This window comes from Aureivirga marina, assembly GCF_015767265.1.
Classification (GTDB): Bacteria; Bacteroidota; Bacteroidia; order Flavobacteriales; family Flavobacteriaceae; genus Aureivirga; species Aureivirga marina.
On record NZ_JADPIB010000006.1, the window covers coordinates 200,841 to 220,036 of the forward strand.

Annotated in this window: 18 protein-coding genes; 5 read left to right on the forward strand and 13 right to left on the reverse strand. The window is 27.3% G+C overall.

All coding sequences use genetic code 11. The features are described from left to right. Positions 1-7: 7 nt before the first annotated feature. Both I1A51_RS13900 and fabG read right to left on the reverse strand, forming a co-directional pair. On the reverse strand, positions 8-2,047 hold the full coding sequence (locus tag I1A51_RS13900) for a vWA domain-containing protein (protein WP_196894925.1): 2,040 nt from the start codon (positions 2,045-2,047) through the stop codon (positions 8-10). Between the two features lie 125 nt (positions 2,048-2,172). Continuing rightward, positions 2,173-2,922, reverse strand: coding sequence for a 3-oxoacyl-[acyl-carrier-protein] reductase (fabG, locus tag I1A51_RS13905; RefSeq protein WP_196894927.1), 750 nt, complete (start codon positions 2,920-2,922; stop codon positions 2,173-2,175). A 284-nt stretch (positions 2,923-3,206) separates the two neighbouring features. On the opposite strand from fabG, the gene I1A51_RS13910 reads away from it, so the two are divergent. Then, positions 3,207-3,686 carry a DUF4064 domain-containing protein gene (locus tag I1A51_RS13910; RefSeq protein WP_196894929.1) on the forward strand — a complete coding sequence of 160 codons (480 nt, stop codon included), beginning with the start codon at positions 3,207-3,209 and terminating at the stop codon, positions 3,684-3,686. 149 nt (positions 3,687-3,835) lie between these two features. Here I1A51_RS13910 and I1A51_RS13915 read toward each other — a convergent pair whose 3' ends face one another. Further along, on the reverse strand, positions 3,836-4,462 hold the full coding sequence (locus I1A51_RS13915; protein WP_196894931.1) for a LysE family translocator: 627 nt from the start codon (positions 4,460-4,462) through the stop codon (positions 3,836-3,838). 110 nt (positions 4,463-4,572) lie between these two features. Here I1A51_RS13915 and I1A51_RS13920 point away from each other — a divergent pair, with 110 nt between their 5' ends. Next, a complete protein-coding gene (locus tag I1A51_RS13920) occupies positions 4,573-5,589 on the forward strand; it encodes a sterol desaturase family protein (RefSeq protein ID WP_196894933.1) in 1,017 nt (338 codons plus the stop codon). 60 nt (positions 5,590-5,649) lie between these two features. Here I1A51_RS13920 and I1A51_RS13925 read toward each other — a convergent pair whose 3' ends face one another. The 5 genes from I1A51_RS13925 to I1A51_RS13945 form a co-directional block, all read right to left on the reverse strand. Continuing rightward, entirely contained in the window at positions 5,650-7,677 is a 2,028-nt protein-coding gene (locus I1A51_RS13925; RefSeq protein ID WP_196894934.1) for a zinc-dependent metalloprotease, read from the reverse strand. Between the two features lie 421 nt (positions 7,678-8,098). After that, complete coding sequence (locus tag I1A51_RS13930) at positions 8,099-8,806, reverse strand: hypothetical protein (RefSeq protein ID WP_196894936.1); 708 nt, start codon at positions 8,804-8,806, stop codon at positions 8,099-8,101. 3 nt (positions 8,807-8,809) lie between these two features. Further along, positions 8,810-9,427 (reverse strand): hypothetical protein, encoded by a 618-nt coding sequence (locus I1A51_RS13935; protein WP_196894938.1) that lies wholly within the window; start codon positions 9,425-9,427, stop codon positions 8,810-8,812. Between the two features lie 134 nt (positions 9,428-9,561). Continuing rightward, positions 9,562-10,311 (reverse strand): hypothetical protein, encoded by a 750-nt coding sequence (locus I1A51_RS13940; protein ID WP_196894940.1) that lies wholly within the window; start codon positions 10,309-10,311, stop codon positions 9,562-9,564. A 198-nt stretch (positions 10,312-10,509) separates the two neighbouring features. Then, entirely contained in the window at positions 10,510-11,676 is a 1,167-nt protein-coding gene (locus I1A51_RS13945) for a THUMP domain-containing class I SAM-dependent RNA methyltransferase (RefSeq protein WP_196894942.1), read from the reverse strand. 150 nt (positions 11,677-11,826) lie between these two features. Between I1A51_RS13945 and I1A51_RS13950 the strand changes: the two genes are divergently transcribed. Together I1A51_RS13950 and I1A51_RS13955 are read left to right on the forward strand one after the other, a co-directional pair. Continuing rightward, positions 11,827-12,369 carry a DUF6939 family protein gene (locus I1A51_RS13950; protein WP_196894944.1) on the forward strand — a complete coding sequence of 181 codons (543 nt, stop codon included), beginning with the start codon at positions 11,827-11,829 and terminating at the stop codon, positions 12,367-12,369. A 9-nt stretch (positions 12,370-12,378) separates the two neighbouring features. Next, complete coding sequence (locus I1A51_RS13955; protein ID WP_196894946.1) at positions 12,379-13,269, forward strand: RDD family protein; 891 nt, start codon at positions 12,379-12,381, stop codon at positions 13,267-13,269. A gap of 67 nt (positions 13,270-13,336) precedes the next feature. Here the strand turns inward: I1A51_RS13955 and I1A51_RS13960 are convergent, their stop codons facing one another. From I1A51_RS13960 to I1A51_RS13970, 3 genes are all read right to left on the reverse strand, one after another. After that, entirely contained in the window at positions 13,337-15,121 is a 1,785-nt protein-coding gene (locus I1A51_RS13960) for an amidohydrolase (RefSeq protein WP_196894948.1), read from the reverse strand. Positions 15,122-15,143: 22 nt separating this feature from the next. Next, positions 15,144-15,623, reverse strand: coding sequence for a hypothetical protein (locus tag I1A51_RS13965; protein ID WP_196894950.1), 480 nt, complete (start codon positions 15,621-15,623; stop codon positions 15,144-15,146). A gap of 73 nt (positions 15,624-15,696) precedes the next feature. After that, positions 15,697-16,260, reverse strand: coding sequence for a Crp/Fnr family transcriptional regulator (locus I1A51_RS13970; protein WP_196894952.1), 564 nt, complete (start codon positions 16,258-16,260; stop codon positions 15,697-15,699). Between the two features lie 177 nt (positions 16,261-16,437). Between I1A51_RS13970 and I1A51_RS13975 the strand changes: the two genes are divergently transcribed. Continuing rightward, the gene (locus I1A51_RS13975) at positions 16,438-17,286 is read left to right on the forward strand and encodes a DUF5694 domain-containing protein (RefSeq protein WP_196894954.1); all 849 of its coding nucleotides are present in this window, start codon (positions 16,438-16,440) and stop codon (positions 17,284-17,286) included. Positions 17,287-17,408: 122 nt separating this feature from the next. On the opposite strand, the gene I1A51_RS13980 is transcribed toward I1A51_RS13975, so the two are convergent. Both I1A51_RS13980 and I1A51_RS13985 read right to left on the reverse strand, forming a co-directional pair. Continuing rightward, complete coding sequence (locus I1A51_RS13980) at positions 17,409-17,786, reverse strand: Imm50 family immunity protein (protein ID WP_196894956.1); 378 nt, start codon at positions 17,784-17,786, stop codon at positions 17,409-17,411. A gap of 11 nt (positions 17,787-17,797) precedes the next feature. Next, positions 17,798-19,196: HNH/endonuclease VII fold putative polymorphic toxin (locus I1A51_RS13985; protein ID WP_262895831.1), on the reverse strand; the 1,399-nt coding region annotated here is incomplete at its 5' end.

The window sequence follows — 19,196 nt, forward strand, 5'->3', positions numbered from 1 at the left end:
TTTCAATTTAAATTTTCCCCAAATATTTTCTAATAAACCATTCTAAACTCAATAAGAAAACCAATAATCCAAGAAGCCATTTCCAAGAAATTAAACTTTCTTGTGTGATGATTTCTTTTTGTGTTTGTGTGATTTTTTGATCTTGAATTAATTCATCTAAAAGAGAATTTAATTGATTTGGATACATTGTTTTTCCATTTGTATTTGCTGCCAATTGATTTAATTTCTCCACATTTGCAGAAACCAATTGTTTCTCCACATCAAAATCAATAATTTCAAAAAAACCTTTCTTTGTTTCTTTTTCATTTTCCACAGAAATTGTAAATGCATATTTTCCTGCTGGAATTTCTTCTAAAGAAACTTCATTGTAATTTTCTTTTGAATTAAATGGAAGTTTGAACGATTTATTTGTTTCTGTATTTTGAATTTCTAGCCAAACTCTAGCTCTTTTATCAAAATTGAAATTTGTATCAAAATAAGAAGCATAAATTTTATTTTCCTCGCTAGAAAGCATATTTTGCTTATAATCTATTTTCAATCTGTCTAATTTCTTTGTAGAACTCAAATATTGAAAAAGTTTGCTAAAAAGAGTATCAAATTCTGTAAAAGATTGCGAATTTAAATAAGATTGCATTCTCCAACGCCAAATATCTTCTCCAAATAAAACACCAACTTTTTGTTCATTATTTGGATTAATCGTCACCAAAAGTGGTTCCTCTGTTTCAATTCCTTCCACTTGTTGTTTCAATAAAATATCCGCAGGCGCATTTATGGAAACTTCTCCAAGAATTCCTCTTACAGGAGCAAAATCAGAAAAACCTAAATCTTCAGTAATAAAAGGCATAAATCCTGCATTAAAACTTGGTGTAAAGTTTTCTACCAAATTTCCAGATTTCTTTTTGAAAAAATCTTGTGCATTATTCAAGAAATTCCAATCTGTAACTGTTCCTGTAATGATAAAGTAATTCTGATTTGTATTTTTTAATTGCTGAAAAACTTTTGAAAAATTTCGATTTGGTTGGTATAATACAACTAAATCATTTTCAGCTAGATTTCCTTTATAATTTTTAATATTTTTAAAAGAAACTGATTGTTTTTTGTCATTTGCAACAATCTTTTTAAACATTCCAACATCTGGATGTACAAAATTGGAAAGAATTAAAATTTTCGATTGCTCTTCCACTACTTCTACAACAAAATTCACATGATTATTTTGCATATTTTCTTCTTTTAAATCAGAAGAAATCAAAGAAGCATTATATCGATGAAAACCTTTTTTATCAGCTTTGATATAAAAATTTACTGTTTCGGATTTTGTATTTTTATCAAAATTTACATCTTCTGTAAAAACAGTTTTATTTCCTTCTTTTACAATTAATTTTGCTTTTACAGGTTTTTCACCATCGTAATTTGTAAAAATCTCAACAGGAAAATTATTATCTAAAGCCGCATAGCGATTGACATTTATTTGATTAATTTTTAAATCAGCATAAGAAATTGTATCTCCTAAAATAATTGGATAAATTGTTTGTTTTCCTTGAAAATAGGCATAATCATTTCCTTTAGTACTATTTCCATCAGAAAATAAAATTATTGGAGCTTTTTCATTTTTATAAACTTTAGAAACTTTCTGTAAAGCTTTAGAAATATCTGTTTGTTTTCCATTAAAATGTAAAGAATCTAAAACAGAAATATCTTCTGAAAATTCATAAAAATCAACATTAAATTTTTCTTTTAATTCATCTTTATTTTCTATAGTTTCAAAAAATTGTTGTATTTCTTCTTTATTATGTTTAGTAGAAAGCACAGATGAAGAATTATCGAACAAAATTGCCAATTTTGGTTTTATTGTTTCGTAAGTTTTTCTTGTGATTACAGGATTAATAAAAAGAAGTAATAAAAGATAAACGCTTAAAGTTCTTAAACCAAATAAGAGAAAATTACTTTTATCTGTTTTTTTTTCTTTTAAAAAATATAATAAAAAGGAAACTGCAATTGCAATGACAAATGCTAAAATAATATAGAAAATAGTTGATGTGTCAATCATGAATAATTTCAAATTTCATAAGTTGTAAAAATAGACTTTTTTATGAAGCAATAAAATAAGTTCATAAAAAAACTGACTTGAAAAAAACAAGTCAGCTTTCATATCATATAATTTTGAAAAAAAGATTATGCAGTAATCATTCCTCCGTCAACATTTAAAGTTTGTCCTGTAATATAAGAACTCATATCAGAAGCTAAGAATAAACAAGCATTTGCGATATCTTCTGGAGAACCTCCACGCTTTAATGGAATTTCTTTTCTCCATCCTTCTACAGTTTCTTCTGGTAATTTAGCAGTCATTTCTGTTTCAATAAATCCAGGAGCAATTGCATTACAACGGATATTTCTAGAACCTAATTCTAAAGCAACAGATTTTGTAAATCCTAACATTCCTGCTTTAGAAGCTGCGTAATTTGCTTGTCCAGCATTTCCTTGAACTCCAACAACAGAACTCATGTTGATGATCGAACCTTTACGTTGTTTCATCATTGGGCGAATTACTGCTTTAGTTAAGTTGAAAACAGATTTCAAGTTTACATCCATCACTTTATCGAAATCTTCTTCAGAAATACGCATTAATAAATTATCTTTTGTAATTCCTGCATTATTAATTAAAACATCTACAGAACCGAATTCTTTCACAACCTCAGCTACTAAATCTTGTGCTGCTTGGAAATCAGCTGCATTTGATTGGTAACCTTTAGCTTTTACTCCTAATCCATTTAACTCGTCTTCTAATGCTTTTGCTGCTTCTACTGAAGAACTAAAAGTAAAAACTACATTCGCACCTTGCTCTGCAAATTTTTGAGCTATTCCTTTTCCGATTCCTCGTGTTGCTCCAGTTATTAAAACTGTCTTATTTTCAAGAAGTTTCATAATTTTCTTATTTTTTTAATGAAAAACCAAAGATAATAATAATGTTTATTTCAAAAAGCTTCCTTTTAAAAAATATATCAAAGTCTTCTATTTTAATAAATTTTTAGTCTTTCAAAACTTATTTTTACATAAATAATGTATTCCTTGAAAAGAATTAAACCGCGAAAAATCAACGGATTATAAAAATATTAATATTTCATCTTAAATTGCTAAAATTGTATCAGTTACATTCCTTATTTTTCTTTAAATTGCTTCAAAAATTTATAATCAAAATTAATTTTTAAATGACAGAAAAAGGAACATCATCAGCTCCGATGATATTAGGAATTATTGGTGGCGTGTTAGGAATACCTTCTGCATTATGTGCAGGAGCTTGTGGAACGGCAGTTGGAGCCATGGCTAATTCTCAGGAGCAAATTAATGAATTAGAAAGAGTTGGAAATTTAGGAGAAAACTTAACAGATGAAGATATTGAAAATTTAACAACTGTTTTAAGTGATCCTGCACCTTATGAAGCTGCTGCAACAACAGGATCTATTTTTATTTGGATTGGAATTGCTGCTGCAATTCTTGGACTTGTAGGTGGAATTATGGGGAAACCAAAACCAACAATCGCTGGAATATTAATGATTCTTTCCGCAGTTTTAGTCGGAACTTCCATTATTGTAGGAAATTTACTTTCTATTGTTGTTGCTATAATATTTTTAATTGGCGGAATTATGTGTTTCGTTCAAAAGAAAGAAGAAATTACTTTAAATGCATAAAAAACTCGAAATCAATTAACCAAAATTATCATATTTCTTTTATTGAATAACTCTTTTCCCTTTCAGTTATAAGAAAAAAAGATAATAACATTAAACTAAAATAGCTATCAAAGCATATAGATTTGAAATTCTATATGCTTTTTTATTTTTTATAAATCGGAAACAAAAATAAATACTGCAATTCCAATTAAAACAATTATTTGTAGCCATTTTAAAGTAACTTGGAACTTTTGATTTTCTCTGATGAAAGAAGTTAATTTATCTGCAATTACAGACATGCTAGAGAAAATAATAAAAGCTTGTAACATAAAAAGAAGTCCTAGAACATAAACTTGCATTGTTACATTTCCATAATTTTCATCAATAAAACTTGGAAAAAATGCTAAAAAGAAAATGGTAACTTTTGGATTTAAAACATTCATAATAAATCCTTGTTTAAACAATTTTAATAAAGTAACATCCTTTTTAGTTTCGACATCTAAATCTATTACAGCACTTGCTTTAAATGTTTTAAATGCAAGATAAAGAAGATAAAAAATCCCAAAAAATTTGATGATTGTAAAGATAACTTCTGATTCTTTAATAATTGCAGAAACACCAAAAGCAATCAAAGTTGTATGGATAATAATTCCAGAAACCAAACCTGCTGCTGTTGCAACTCCATATTTCTTTCCGTTTGTAATACTTTGAATCAAGACATAAATAATATCTGGACCAGGCATTAAAGTCAGCAAAACAGATGCAGTTAAAAATGAGAATAATAAATCAATATTCATAAATTTATGTATTTAATGCTGCAAAAATAAGGTAATAATTGAAACTAGAAAATTCTATTTAGAACACATCTAAATAATTTGTTTAACCACAAATAATTAGATACTTTTGCATGAATTCAAAATGTATGGATATGAGTTTTCATGAAATTTTCGATACCGTATATGAAGCTTTAAAACTTCCTTTTAAAAATTTTGTAAATCCAACAAAAAGAATTCATTATTTATATCTCGTCTCGACGCTTGTTTTAGCTTTGTATGTTTATTATCGTTCGAAAACTCGTCAAAATTTCTTTAAATTTTTATTCCATAAAAAAGTTTGGTTTAGTAAATCTGCTTGGATTGATTATAAAATTATCTTTTTCAATAGTTTTGTGAAAGTATTATTGATTGCTCCTTTTCTGATTTTCGGATTGTATATTTCTTATCATGTAAACGAATATTTGATGCGAACTTTCGGTTATGAAAGTATTAAATTGAGTGTTACAGAAACATTGATTTACTATACAATTGCTTTAACAATCATCGGTGATTTCTTTTCCTTTTTTATTCATTATTTAATGCATCGAATTCCGTTTTTATGGGAATTTCATAAGATTCATCATTCTGCAACTTCTTTAAATCCTTTGACACAATATCGTTTGCATCCTATTGAATTATTATTAAATAATGCAAAAAATATCATTGTTTTTGGAGTTGTTACAGGAGTTTTTGATTATTTATCAAATCATCAAATTGAAAAAATTACTTTTTTAGGAGTAAATGCTTTTAGCTTTATTTTTCTTGCGTGGGGAGCAAATCTCCGTCATTCTCATGTAAAATTGACTTATTTTAATTTCTTAGAATATATCTTTATTAGTCCTTTCCAACATCAAATTCACCATAGTAATAATCCTGAGCATTTTGACAAAAATATGGGATCAAAATTAGCAATTTGGGATTGGATGTTTGGAACTTTAATTCGTTCAAAATCTGTAAAAAATAGAAAAGTAGAATTTGGTTTAGGATTAGGTGATGATAAAAATTACAATACTTTTTGGAAAAATATTTTAATGCCTTTTTATAATTTATTTCAAAAAGTAACCAAAAGTTTTAAATACAAAAAAGAGACTGCCTTCACCAAAGAATAAAACAGCCTCTTTTAATACACGAAGAAATTTTTTTAAAAAAATTGTTTATGAAAAAATTAATTATCTTTTAAGGAATTTACTTGAGAGTTTTATTTCTTCGCCTGATTCTAACGTAATATTATACAATCCAAAAGTCATGTCCTTAGTATCAATTTCAAGAACACCATCTATTTTATCCTTGAAAATTCTCTTTACAAGTTTTCCATGTAAATCGTAGATACTGATTTGAACATTTTCTTGTTTTGAATTCAACTTTAACTGTAAACGATCTTTTACTGGATTTGGATAAATAAGTATTTCATTATTTAAAGTATAATCCGTCACACTAACATTCGAATTATTATAACCTGTATAAATTGTCTGATTTGGAGCTGTATTATATGCGTATTCTAATAATGTATAGGAATCTCCATAAGTTGAAACACTCAACTTAAACCATCCATAACATTTTCTATTGTTAATTCGGTATTCAAATCCAACATATCCTTCTTGTCCATCCCAAACTGTATAGTTTGTACTTCTTAAATTATGAAGATCTGGATAAGGCCCACCGTCAACAAAATTTCTTGTTCCGTTCACAGGCTCATCTTCTCCTAAATATGTAATGTTTAAAGAATTTCCTTCACAAATAAGTGGTTTTTGATATGTTTCGATTTTTAATTCATCATTTAGATTTGCATCTAAAAATGCTCCATATTGATTATCATCACCAACTTCAATTGTAAACCATTCCCATGGATAAGAAGTTGTGATTGTAATATCATCTATATCAACATAAACGATTTCATAAGGAGCATAATATTTTAATTCGTAAGCTAATTTAGCACAAGAAAAACTACTTAATCCACCAGAAAGTGCATTATTTTTAAAATCAATTTCAAGAGTTGTATTATCATTATCATCATGATAAGTTGCAGCTCCAGTAAATGAAATTTCAGCTTTCGTTGAAGAAAGAAGATTAATTTGAACTCCTAATCCAGTTGGAGCACTTACAGTATAATCTGTATTTTCTTGTAAAGTTCCAGAAGAATTTGAAAAATATCCATTGTTAAGATCGACAGTAATAACTTCTGTAAAAGTTCCGTTATTCGCATCATCTTCAAAAATTGTACTTATGCTACTCTCAAAAGTTCCTTGTCCGCTTGTTTCGTTTAGAACTCCTGTATCAATCAAATTAGAATTTTGCCATAAAGGGTATCTTGTAGGGTGATTTAAAGCTGCCTCCATTCTAGTAACTTGTCCAGCAGTAAACATTTTATAACAACCACTTGAACCGTTATATCCCATGTAATTTTCAACATTTACATAGCTGTTACTGCAATTATATCCATAAGTACAATCTAAGTCGTGATATCCATCTTCTGCTGGAGTATCGTTAACCTCATCAGTTCCATTACATCCACCTTCAAAAGTGTGAATTAAATTTAACCAATGTCCAAATTCATGTGTCAAAGTTGAAGCAAATTCTGAATCTGTATTTCCGTGTAAATATGATCCATTATACACAACTCTTGCTAAATCGTTATCTGACATCCAAGTATTCGGATACCAAGCAACACCTGAATTATATTCACTTCCATCATTGTACAAATCATTTTGCACATAGATATTCATGTATTTATAATTGTCCCAAGCATATTGTTGTATTTGATTATCATATCCAGAACCATTTCCGAATCCACTTGCATCTTCATAAAAAATGACACCTGTAGTACATCCTCCATTTGGATCAATTTTAGCCAAACGAAATTCTATATCTAGAGTTGATTTAATATTTGAGAAATAAGAATCAACAGATGAAAAATCTGGATTTAATCCATTAAAATCATCGTTTAATTTTTCTAGAGCTACTTCTATTTTTTCATAAGTAACCGTTTTACCACTATGAATATCTCCAAAAACATGGAATACTACAGGAATAATGTATGTACTATTATTCGTTTGAGGTTGAAATTCTCTTGAAAATTGGTTGAATTTATGGTTTTCAACAAACGCATCTGTATGTTCTTCTAAAAACTTATTATTGATTTCAGAAGCTTTACAGGGTTGCGGAGAATTTTGTGAAAAAGCCGCTGTGCAACAGAGCACAATTAGTGTGAGTAATTTTAGTTTCATTTTGCGTGATTGTTAAAGTTTTGTTAAAGCTAAATGAAACTTCACAAAATTTCTAATAGAAATTTATCAAATACACATACTTTTTTAACTAATAATTCATTATTTAAATTCCGCAAATTTTGAATTATTGTTACTTTTTTAACCTAAAAAATTGCTAATTATTAAGTAATTTTCACACAACCTTTATTTTAAACATCGATGTTTACAATCCTCATGAATTTTATATCATTTTTTATTCAAATGAAAAAGTATGCAAATATTCACATTACAAATATTTTTTGTTAAAATTTTATCCCTTTTAATTTTTGTTTTTTTTGATTAAATTATAGTAAGAAAATTCACCCTAAAACATATCATTTCAGATAGTTATATTTCATTCTATTTTTTTAAAAATTTATTTTTTCTTTGAAATATTAAATTCTAATTGTAGAAAAACTGATAACATTTTACCACTGATTTCAAAATTCTGATTTTTCACTAATTCTTTCTCTAAATAATGTGAAAATTTACCTTTTGCCACATTTTGCGAAAATGGAAACGTATATCGTAATCCTAATTTCCAAAACGATTTGTTCTTACTCATTTCACTTGTAAGAGCAATTTCTGGTTGAATTGTCAATACAATTTTATCTTGTAATTCCGTCAATAATTCTACATAATCATTTTCATTTCCAGAAATATTTCTCAAAACATCTGTACTATGAAATTCTGATTGAATTCCAGCTCCAAAATAGATAAACCACAATTTTCTAGCTTTTTTTAAAATGGAAAAATTCGTTCCAAGTCCTACTCTTGCAGAAGGAATATATTTATTTTGATCAATTTTAAATCGGCTTTCAGAAGTTTCTCCATCTACACTAAATCGTTGGTAAATTTGTCCGTATTCTATAAAATAAATTGTATTCGCTTGGGTTTTAAACTGAATTCCTAAATTAAATTTCGATTGAAAATTATTTTGATCTACTTGAAAATAATCTCCCGAATGATCAATATTTGAATTAAAAGTTCCAATAGCATAACCAACAATAATTGATTTTTGCATTTGTGCTTTTCCAACTACAAAGCATAGAAGAAAAAGCGTATTTAAAAAGTATGTTTTCATCGCTTAATTTTCTTTTTCAATGTGAATATCAAATGTATCTTCTGTCGAATTAAATAACCAAAATTGCGAACAAGATTCTGAACTAATCCAATGTCCGTCCATTTCTGTTTTATTTTCAGAAATTTGAAATTGATACACATTTCCTTCACAATAATCTCCGTTATCTCCATTTTCTTCAATCAAAATTGTTTGATCAATTACCAATTCCAAATCTGAATTATATTCTCCTGAAATACTGTATAATCCTGTTTCTGTATTAAAATCAATATCAATTAAATGAATAGTTCCTGTTATTTCATTGTTTTCATCCGTAAAAATATCTAAAGTATAAGTATAAGAAGCATTTCCATTTCCACATGGTTTACAATTCATCACTCCTTTCCAAATTCCTACTAAACTTTTATCAGAATTATTAGTATCATCTGTATTATCCGTGTTATCAGAATTATCATCTGTGTTTGATGAATTGTCTCCAGAATCTGTATTATCTATATTTTCATCTGGATTTGTAATTAAATTCTCTTCTGGATTCTCTCCATAAATAACATCCAAATCAGCTTTAGAACAAGAAAAACAAAGAGAAATAACTAGAATCGCTCCTAAATAGTATTTTTTAATCATGTTTCTATTTTTTAAAATTTGAATGCAAATGTATTTTATTTTTATTTAATCTAAATAAATATTATTGTTTTTTTTCAAAAAAAAGAGATGATCTTTTATTTCAAAATCATCTCTTCCCTATAAGTTTGTTTATATTATTTTTTTAATTGTAACATTGTTTTTTTATTCTTCTTATTTTTCATTTGAAATTCTAACTGAAAAAATAGTGCTAACATTTTTCCATCAACTTCAAAATTTACTTTACCAGCTAATTTTTGATTATTATAATGAGAAAAATTACCTTCCATTATATTTTTCGCAAAAGAAACATTATATCTTGCTCCTAACTTCCATGCTGATTTTCTACTTTTAGAACGAATTCTTATTGCAATTTCAGGTTGTATAAACCAAGATACTTTATTTTTGAAATTACTTGTAAGTAACACATAATCGTTCTCATAACCAGTTGGTTTTCTTTGTATTTGCATTCCGTTTAGTTCTGCTTGTAAACCTACTCCTAAAAAAAGAGAAAATCGATCAAGTTTTTTTGAAAAGTAAATATTTTTACCAAAACCAACTCTTCCTATTAAATTTAAATCTTCTTGAGATACATTAACAAGAACATCATTAAGTAAATTATATTTTAGCCCAATCGTAGAAAAAAAACGATAAATAAGTCCATATTCTAAAGAATAAACAAATTCATTTTTTGTTTCTAATTGTAAACCTATGTTTAATTTTAACTGTGAACTATTAAGTTCTTTATCTAAAAAAAAATAATTATTTTCTAATGTTGGATTATTTTTTCCATATTCAAAACCATAGATCATGGATTTTTTTAATTGTGCTTTACTTATAAGTGTACATAGCAAAAACAACACAAAAAGTGTGTATTTTTTATTCATTTTTATTTCTTTTTCAAAAACACATTTTTTCTTTATTCAAGCAATAATAAATTAAGAAATAACATATTTTATAATTTCAGCGCAAATTTATTTTATTTTTAAACATTTCCCACTCTTTAACTTTATTTTTTTAACAAAAAAAAGAGATGATTAAAAAATTAACCACCTCTTCTCTTTATTTTATTCTTTTTAAGCGAATTATCTATCCTCTTGTTTTTTTGCTTTTTTACTTCCTGCATACATATCATAACGCACGAAACGACAATCTAAATCTCCATTTTTAATTGCAATTCGCTTTGAAGTTCGTAAACCAACATGTTTTAAAGCATCCAAATCCGACGTAATAAACCAAACTTGTGTATCTGGATATTGATGTTTTAATGTATCTCCAATACTTTTATAAAACTCTTTTACATCAATATTTAAACGTTCTCCATAAGGTGGATTAAATAACATTGTTGTAGCACCATTTAAATCTTTTGTAGAATTAAAGAAATTCACATGATGTATTCCAACAAATTCTTCTAAATTGGCATTTTTCACATTGTCTTTTGCTTTCTTCACTGCCGAAGGAGCTTTATCAAATCCCATGATTTTATGACGGCAATTCTTAATTTTTTTCAATAAAGATTCTTGAATAATAAAGAATAAATCTTCATCAAAATCTGCCCACTTTTCAAAACCAAATTCTTTTCTATTAATATTAGCTGGGATATTATTTGCAATCATTGCAGCTTCGATTAAAATTGTTCCAGAACCACACATTGGATCAATAAAATTTCTATCTCCATTATATCCTGAAAGTAATACTAATCCAGCAGCCAAAACTTCGTTAATTGGTGCAATATTCGTTGCACTTCTATATCCTCTTTTATGTAGAGAATCTCCTGAAGAATCTATAGAAACTGTACAAAATTCCTTTTGAATATGTACATGAATTCTTAAATCTGGATGTTTGATATCAATATTAGGACGCTTGCTATATTTATGTCTAAAATAATCTGCAATTGCGTCTTTTGATTTTAATGAAATATAATGTGAATTCGAAGTAAAGAATTTAGAATTTACAACCGCATTTATCGCAAAAGTATTATGTGTATCTAAATAATGTTCCCATTTGATTTTTTGTAATTCCTCATATAAATCTTCTTCATCATATACTTTAAATCTTTTTATTGGTTTTAAAATACGAATTGCAGTACGTAAAGCAATATTTGCTTTATACATAAATCCTTTATCTCCAAAAAAAGAAACATTTCGAACACCAACTCTAACATCTTGCGCTCCTAAATTTCGTAATTCTGTAGCTAAAACTTCTTCTAGTCCTTGCATGGTTGTAGCAACCATCTTAAAATTCTTACTCATTTATCTCAAATTAATGCTACAAAAGTACGATATTTATTATTCTAGGAAACATATCTTGAAATTCTCTTTTTATTTTTCTCACTTTAATTGAACATTGAATTGTTCAATCAATTCTTAAATAGTAATATTGCAAAAAAGAAAAAGCACAAAATGATTTTTATTATTAGTAAAAGGCGAAAATTAGATAATATTCGCAAGGAATTTCCAAATGCTGAAATTATTGATGTAACCTCAAAAGCATCGCTTCCTTATTTAAAATTTAGTCCATTTTATCCCATAAAAAATATTCCCGTTCCTTTTTCTAAAGGATATTTTTCAGCTTCCGTTGAAGGAATTTGGCAAGGTTTAAAAGTTTTTGAAAATCATCCAATTGATATGCAAAAATTCGAGAATCAAAAAATGAAAAGTTTAAAAAGAACTGTAAGAAAATTTGGAAAAACAATTGGTCATCAAAAAGGAATAAATAGTGAAGAATTACTAGATTATATCTCAGCTAGAAAAGAAATTTATATTCCGACTTATACTTGGATTTTAGAAAACAAATTACAAAAAGAAATAAAACTCTTACAAAATTTACACAAAGAAAAAGATTTGGTTTTTTTAGATTATGATGTGAATGAAGATGTCAATAATACAATAAAACCACTTTCTCATGCATCTATTCTAAAAAAATATTTATTAAACAACAATTAATTAAAAATTATGCTAAAACAAAAAGTCGATACTGGAGCTCGTATAGGTTCTATGGTTGTTGATCATTTTTCAATGACGCTTATAATGGGAATATTAATTATACCTTTTTTTATTCCATCTATCATTGATGGATTTAATGTTTCTCATGAAAATCAATCTGACCCTTTTGACACTTATGATTCTTATTTTTCATTTATTTTCTATGCAATTTCTTCTTTTTATTTTTGTAAAGATAGCTTTAGTGGTAGAAGTCTTGCTAAAAGAATTTTTAAATTACAAATAATTGAAAAGAAAACTGGAAAAGTTGCATCTCCAATTCAATGTCTATTTCGAAATCTTTTTATAATAATTTGGCCAATTGAAGTTATTGTTACTCTTATTAATCCAAATAGAAGAATTGGTGATATGATTACAGGAACAGAAGTTGTCCCTTATTCAGCCGAAAATCATCCTTCTCAAATAAATTATGGATTTATTGCTATCTCTTTTTTAATTGCTACAGGATTTTTGTATATAATTTTTTCTCCTTTTGAATCATTGAATAATTCTTTCATTGAACAAAATACTTTTGTCAAAGAGTCTTATAATGAAAATACATCAAAAAAATTAGAACAATCTTTAATAAAAGGTGTAGAATCCTTTGCTTTTTCACCAGATATTCGTGTGTATGATTCTGTTCCATATATGGAAAATTCCAAATATATTTCAGTAATTTTCCATTTAAATCAAAATTATTTAGATGATGATACCACTTTTGATATGCTTGATTCTTCTACAAGAAAAATAATACGTTCTAGCCTTGAAGATGAAAAATATGTTGGAAAAATTCAATATTCTTATAAAAATACTGGAACCTTTAAAACTATAACGAAATATCTAAGCGAACCTAAAATAGAATAAAATAAAAAAGCTAAAGTATCCATCCTAGATACTTTAGCAAAAAAACAGCTTCAGGATTGAATTTGCTTTACAAAATTAAACTCAAGAAAAAATCATTTACGATGGCTTTAAAATTTCTTCTATAAACTTCCTTTCCATTTTTAAAAGTTTTTTCCACTTTCGTGTTATAAATATCATAGCGATCCGTTTCAAAAATATTTTTATCTAAAATGATAAAATCTGCTTCTTTTCCAACTTCTAAGGAACCAATTCTTTCATTTAGTTCTAATTGTTTTGCGCCATTTATGGTATAACCTTTAATTAATTCTTCGATACTTAAACGTTCCTTAATTGGCAAAGTTATCGGCGCTTCTTTTCCACCGTAAATATTTTGTCTATTATGTCCAACTTGTATTCCTAGCAACGGACTACTTCTTAAATATTCAAGTGGAGAAATAACATCACTTGAAAATGTAACATCTGCACCAGAATCCATCAAAGTTTTCGCTTCCATTCTATGTTCTGCTCGTTCTCCAATCATATGTGCTAAATAATGTTGCGGATATCCAAACCATTGAGGTGTGAAATTCGCAATAATTCCAAGTTTTTTAATTCTAGAAACATCATCAGGATCTATATATTCCAAATGAGAAATGGTCAATTTTGTTTTTAAACTTTCTTTATTTTCAAGAGAATTCACCAAATTTTCATAACTATTTATTGCAATATGAATTGCTTGATCACCAATTGTATGCAAGTGTAAATTTATATTCTCTTTATTTAAATCTTTAAGAAAAGAAGTTAATTCTTCTTCATTTAAAAGCGTATTTCCATGATTATCCAAATCATCTCTATAAGGTTCTTTAATCGCCGCAGTTCTAATTTGAATAATTCCATCAAAATGAATTTTCACTGTATTAAATCTCAAATTTTCGGTTTGATATTTCTGACGTAATCTTTTTATTTCTGGTACAGCTTTTTTCACTTGTTCTGGAATAACAATGTGATAAGAAGCTTCATAGCGCATTGGCAATTTTCCTTTTTTATCTAATTTTGCAACACGACTATAAGTTTCATCATTTAAAGTCATATTTCCTGCATCAAAAATAGTCGTTATTCCTTGTGACGAAAGATGATTTAAAAACATTTCTAAAACCAAATCAACATTTTTACTCTCTTTCGCTTTTAATAACTCAATCATTTTTGGATAAGCAACAAATTCTTTAATCCAACCAGTTAGTTCACCATTTTCATCTTTGTAATAAAAAGACAAATCTTCTACACCTTCTTTTGTGTTTTTATCAACACCTAAAACCTCCAAAGTTTTACTATTTACCCATAAACTGTGTCCGATTCCTTCTAAAAGAATCACTGGAATATCTTTTACAACAGCATCAATATCACGTTTATTTGGTCCTTCTTTTCCGAAATCATACCAATTCCAACTTCCAGCAATGATATAAGGAACATCTGGATTTTCTTCAGCATATTTTTTCAGCCATTGTAATTTCTCCTCTATTGTTCCTTCTGGAATTCCAATAATTTTATCCGAAAACCAAGAAACCAAACCTGGATGTGTATGTGAATCAATAAAAGCAGGAAGAATTAATTTATTCTTCGCATTGATTACTTTTGCTTTTGAAGAGCTTTGTTTTTTAGCTTCATTATTTGTTCCTATATATTTTATTTTTCCATTTTTCACCAACATGGCTTCTGCCCAAGGATGAATAGAATCTTGTGTATAAATTTTAGCATTTTTCACTAAAATTTCTGGGTAAGAAACAACATCATGTGGATTTTTAGAAAAGAAATAAAATAAAATGGGAAGTAGAAAAAGTACAAAAACAAGAATTATTATTTTACGTTTTTTCATAATAATACATTTAAAAAATAAACTAACTCAACTTTCTTTTCCAAGTTTCAACACTTTTATAACCATAATAGTTATATTTTAAAACAAATGTATTTTTATCTTTCAATTCAATTGTACAATTTACATTGTATCGCTCTCCTTGATATTTCAATAAATAAATTCCTTTTCCTCTTTTTCCATTAAAAGATTTAATTAATAAAACTTTTTCATCATTTGCCTTTTTAACATTTCCATTTTCATCGTTATATTCCTTTAAAAAAGCATTGTAAATATCAGCTCTAGATTTTTTTATCTCATAAACTAATCTTCCTTTATAATTTTTATCATTATAGTCAACATACCAATTTCCAAGAAGAATTTCTGTTTTTTGTGTTTCAACAATTTCTTTTTTTGGTGGTAAATTTTGCTTATTTAAATTTTCAGAAATCATAGCAAAAGACGTATTTCCAAGCAGCAAAAATACAACTACAAACTTTGTAGAAAATAATCTTAAATCTTTCATTTTATTACGTGTGTTTTATTTTCTACAAAGTTCAGAAATGGGTTTCTTTTTTCCTTTGACCTATATCAAAAAATCATTTTCCAGCTCTAATTCTACTTAAAGTTTCTTGTGAAACTCCAATAAATGAAGCGATAAATCCAAGTTTAATTCGAAGTTCAATTGTTGGAGAATAAGATAATAATAAATCGTATTTTTCTTTAGCGGTTAAGAATGCCCAACCTTTTGAAAACTCTCCAAAAAACACAATAATTTCTTCAGAAAGTAAGCGAGCAAAATTATTAAATGCAGGAAAATCTTTGATTAATTTTTGATAATCTTGATAACTTATTTTATATAAAACACAATCTTCCAAACATTCAATTTCTTCATAACTTTGTTTTTGCGAAAAAAAGCTATACCAAGAAGAAACAAATCGATTTTCAGCATAAAACCAAGAAGAAACTTTTTTATTTTTAAAGAAATAATAATTGTGTAAAACTCCTTTTTCGATGAAATATAAATGATTTGCAATATTTCCTTGTTCTAAAAGAATCTCTTTTTTTTTGGTTTCGACTAATTTAAAATCTGATTGAATTCTTTCTTTTAATTCTACATTTATAGGACATTTTTTTCCAATTTCACGTAGTAAATTCTCCATTTTTTAAGCTTTATATTTTTAATTTTAGAAATATTTCTGTCGCAAAATCTACAAAAACTTCCAAATCTTTTATTCTTGTTTTCAATATTAATGATTAATTAAAACTATCTATTTTAATTAATATTAAAAGATTCCTAATTTCACAAATTATAAAAATTTCAAACTATAAATCACACTATGAAAAAATTAATTATTTTAAGTTTATCTGCTTTGTTTTTTGCTTGTAATACTTCAGATGGAAAGAAAAATGAAGTTCAAAAAGAAGAAATTAAAGAGAAAAAAGTAACTGAAAATTTACCAAAAATTGCTTTTTTAGGATCCTTCCATTTTGGCAATACTTCCGATTATTCCTCTATAAAAATGGATGATTTACACACAGAAAAAAGGCAGAAAGAAGTTGCAGAAATTGTAAAAAAATTGGTTGCATTTAAACCAACAAAAATTTTAGTTGAAAGAGAACCAAGTTATAATGACACATTAAATAGAAAATATGCATCTTATTTAAATGGAGAATATAAATTACCTACAAATGAGTTGTATCAAATTGGGTTTCGTTTGGCAAAAGAATTAAATCATGAGCAACTTTTCGGTATCGATTATGAAATGGGTTTGGGTGATGAAGAGCTTGTAAACTATTTAGAAAAGCATAATTTAATGGAAAAATTCTCTTCGCTTTTAGCAAATACCAATGATTTTGCTGCTGATTTCACTTCTTATTTAAAAACACATACTTTAAATGAAACTTTGATTAAATTAAATCAAGCAGAATCGGATAATTTTAATAAAAATATTTATTTAGAAAGTGTTTTAAATTTTGTAGAAAAAGGAAATTCTCCAGCTTCTGATTTTGTTTCAAATTGGTGGAAAAGAAATATTTTCATCAAAAAAAACATTGACGATGTAATCACAGAGAACGATCGAATTTTAGTTTTAATCGGTTCAGGACATAGCGCTGTAATTAAAGATTTCTATAAAGGAAGTTCGAATGTAGAATTGATTGAAATTAATCCTATTCTTGAGAAATAAAATTATAAAACCCAGTACTTTTTACAAAGTACTGGGTTTGTTTTTTAGGTATCTAGTGTTTTTTGTTATTCACTCGAAGACAAGCGGGGAACATTAATGAGACATTAAGTTTACAATATAAATTATATATTATAAGGTTCTATTGTTTTAAATAATATTTCTCGTGCTTTAAATCTTAAACTCACTTCTTCAGAAAAAATATTAATATCATATTTCCCACTTACATATTCCATTTGAAAATCAATTATATTATTTGTTCCCCACTTACAAAAATTTAAATCTAAAATACCTGAAAATTCAAAATTAATTTTAAATGAATTACAATTTTGCTTCCACTTTTCTGGATACTTTTTAGGAATTTTATTTATATGAAATGTTATAAGTAAAGAAGGCCCATTATATGAAAAATCTATATTTGAAATGAAAGACCCTTTTAAATCTAATTCATTTGAATAAAGCTCCTTTAAAAAAAAGGATTTTTTTACATAATCTAAGTTCATATTTATTGCTTTTATTTGTCGAAATCATAATGAGGTTGTGTTCCTGGAACTTTTCCAGTTCTAGTATTTTCACTAGGTCTCACATTAAAATGAGCTCCTTGATCTCCTACACCACCAGGATAAGAATGACCTGCTGAATGATCTTGAATTACTCTTGAGTTACCATCTGTATCTTTAAAGTGATATTCTCTTGTTCTAATCATTTGATTTTTATCATCAAGTATAGGATTACCATTTTTATCAGTCATTAACACATCTGAATCAACCTTACTTGGCTGTTGACTCATTGGTATCTTAGCATCTCTTTTCGCTTGTCTAAAAGCTTTTTTTCTGGAAACTAATTCATCTACTTTTTTCAAAGCTTTTTTAGTATCTACAAGTACTGCAAAAAGAATAATCGCAACAACTGGAAATCCTGCTTCTTGTATTTTCGTTGTTCCTTCCTCTATAATTGGATCAGACCAATCACTAATTTCTCCAGGATTAGTATATCCCATTGCTAGCCCTTGTTCTTTCCTTAAACCTGGTGATTTTTCCTGTGTACCAGGTGGGGCATCCTTAATAAATTCTTCTCCATTAAGAGAAAATTTAGATTTCAAATTATATACAATCTTTGTTTCAACCTCTATCTCATCTGTATATTCAAGTTCACATTTATCATTTAAATATTCAACATAATCTATTTTATCTCCTCCTTCGGAACTAATCCATTCTGTTGTTCCATCGGCATGAATTCTCCAACGATCTTGAGGAGCCCTACCATCTGGATCTGTTAAAATTAAAGGTTTATTTAACACAAAGTTATATGGGCTAAATCCAGGAAATTTAGCTTCCAAAGGATCTCTTGCAAACCATCTACCTATTCTAGAATTCAACATCCTAGCACCAAAATCATAAGAATTCCCTTCTCCTTTAACTTCATCATCTCTTTCCTGTCCTTGGAATCCATAACGATACGCATCTGAATTTCCAAATCTATTAGGTAATTGCATTCCAAATGGATAATAATCACTATATGAAAGAACTTTAGGTTTAAATGTAGTATTAATATCTGAATCTACCAATTTTCTATCTGAAACTGTACTAAGTACATTTCCTAGATGATTCTTTAATTCATAATATTTATCTCCTGTTGCAGCAGCAAATAACTCTGTATCTATTGATTTTGGTACAATATTAATTCTACTCTGAAGTGTTGTTGTAAAAATATTACTATTGGTAAATTTAAAATTATAAGCGTCACCTGATGGGCGTCCTACATAATCTTTCATATTTTCCTTTACCACCTCAAATTCTCCAGAAATATTTCCTGGTAAAGTCTGTGTGATTGTAAGTCCGCCATTCTCTGTGGTAAACTCCTCACCATTTAAAATTAACTTTGCAATATAAAGTCCTGTAGATTCATGATTT

What these genes read in the sequence shown, in the direction of transcription:
- I1A51_RS13900 (WP_196894925.1), bottom strand. Translation starts at nt 2,047, where the DNA reads ATGATTGACACATCAACTATTTTCTATATTATTTTAGCATTTGTCATT.
- fabG (WP_196894927.1), bottom strand. Translation starts at nt 2,922, where the DNA reads ATGAAACTTCTTGAAAATAAGACAGTTTTAATAACTGGAGCAACACGA.
- I1A51_RS13910 (WP_196894929.1), top strand. Translation starts at nt 3,207, where the DNA reads ATGACAGAAAAAGGAACATCATCAGCTCCGATGATATTAGGAATTATT.
- I1A51_RS13915 (WP_196894931.1), bottom strand. Translation starts at nt 4,462, where the DNA reads ATGAATATTGATTTATTATTCTCATTTTTAACTGCATCTGTTTTGCTG.
- I1A51_RS13920 (WP_196894933.1), top strand. Translation starts at nt 4,573, where the DNA reads ATGAATTCAAAATGTATGGATATGAGTTTTCATGAAATTTTCGATACC.
- I1A51_RS13930 (WP_196894936.1), bottom strand. Translation starts at nt 8,806, where the DNA reads ATGAAAACATACTTTTTAAATACGCTTTTTCTTCTATGCTTTGTAGTT.
- I1A51_RS13935 (WP_196894938.1), bottom strand. Translation starts at nt 9,427, where the DNA reads ATGATTAAAAAATACTATTTAGGAGCGATTCTAGTTATTTCTCTTTGT.
- I1A51_RS13940 (WP_196894940.1), bottom strand. Translation starts at nt 10,311, where the DNA reads ATGAATAAAAAATACACACTTTTTGTGTTGTTTTTGCTATGTACACTT.
- I1A51_RS13945 (WP_196894942.1), bottom strand. Translation starts at nt 11,676, where the DNA reads ATGAGTAAGAATTTTAAGATGGTTGCTACAACCATGCAAGGACTAGAA.
- I1A51_RS13950 (WP_196894944.1), top strand. Translation starts at nt 11,827, where the DNA reads ATGATTTTTATTATTAGTAAAAGGCGAAAATTAGATAATATTCGCAAG.
- I1A51_RS13955 (WP_196894946.1), top strand. Translation starts at nt 12,379, where the DNA reads ATGCTAAAACAAAAAGTCGATACTGGAGCTCGTATAGGTTCTATGGTT.
- I1A51_RS13960 (WP_196894948.1), bottom strand. Translation starts at nt 15,121, where the DNA reads ATGAAAAAACGTAAAATAATAATTCTTGTTTTTGTACTTTTTCTACTT.
- I1A51_RS13965 (WP_196894950.1), bottom strand. Translation starts at nt 15,623, where the DNA reads ATGAAAGATTTAAGATTATTTTCTACAAAGTTTGTAGTTGTATTTTTG.
- I1A51_RS13970 (WP_196894952.1), bottom strand. Translation starts at nt 16,260, where the DNA reads ATGGAGAATTTACTACGTGAAATTGGAAAAAAATGTCCTATAAATGTA.
- I1A51_RS13975 (WP_196894954.1), top strand. Translation starts at nt 16,438, where the DNA reads ATGAAAAAATTAATTATTTTAAGTTTATCTGCTTTGTTTTTTGCTTGT.
- I1A51_RS13980 (WP_196894956.1), bottom strand. Translation starts at nt 17,786, where the DNA reads ATGAACTTAGATTATGTAAAAAAATCCTTTTTTTTAAAGGAGCTTTAT.